This is a genomic window from Streptomyces sp. NPDC048255 (genome assembly GCF_040652415.1).
Taxonomy (GTDB): domain Bacteria; phylum Actinomycetota; class Actinomycetes; order Streptomycetales; family Streptomycetaceae; genus Streptomyces.
On the sequence record NZ_JBEZMA010000163.1, the window covers coordinates 1 to 1,025 of the forward strand.

At 69.3% G+C, this 1,025-nt stretch carries 1 pseudogene; it reads left to right on the forward strand.

The features are described from left to right. Positions 1-1,025 (forward strand): annotated as a pseudogene (locus AB0D94_RS37960) (hypothetical protein); the annotation flags it as partial.

Here is a 1,025-nt window from a genome sequence, read left to right on the forward strand (position 1 = left end):
GGACAACACCGGCGGCTGTACAAGCCGTCAGAAGCAGACCGCCGCCGACGAATTCAGCCACGGCGGCGCGGTGGCTACTAACGTGCACGGTCGAGCAATTCCCAATGCGCCGATCGTCGAGGACGTGGAAGCGCTGATCCTGATCGACGCGCAAGGGCGGTTGGTGGAAACCAGCCGCGAACAGCGCCCGGAACTGTTCGCGCTGGCGGCCGGCGGCTACGGCCTGTTCGGCGTCGTCGCGGCGTTGACCTTGCGCCTGACTCCGCGCCAGGTGCTGCGCCGCGAAGTGTCGCTGGCCCGCGTCGGCGATCTGCACGCCGCGTTCGCGCGCGCCATCGCCACGGGCTGCACCTATGGCGATTTCCAATTCGCGATCGATCCGCGCAGCGCGGATTTTCTCGATCTGGGCGTGCTGTCGTGCTACCGGCCCGAGCCCGGCGCCGCGGCCTGCGCGTCGCGCCATCTGCAGGCCGAGGATTTCGCCCGCCTGCTGCTGTTGGCCCACCACGCCCCGTCGCGCGCGTTCGCCGAATACGCCGATTTCTATCTCGCCACCGACGGCCAGCGCTACGCCAGCGATGCCCAGCAAAGCGGCGTGTATTTGGACGGCTACCACTCCGCGGTCGACCGCTCACTCGGCCACTGCGGCTCGGAAATGATCACCGAGCTGTACGTGCCGCGCCCCGCGCTGGCCGCGTTCATGGCGCGCGCCGCCGACAGTTTGCGCCGCCATCGCGCCCAGCCGATCTACGGCACCGTGCGCCTGATCGAGCGCGATCCCACCAGCGTGCTGGCCTGGGCGCGAGAAAGCTGGGCCTGCGTGATCTTCAACCTGCACGTGCATCACGATGCCGTCGGCATCGAGACGGCGGCGCGGGCGTTTCGCGCCTTGATCGACGACGCGCTGCGGTTCGGCGGCAGTTATTACCTCACCTACCACCGCTGGGCCACGCGCGCGCAGCTGGAGGCGGCGCATCCGCGCATCGGCGAATTCCTGCGCGCCAAGCGCGAGTTCGACCCGGGCG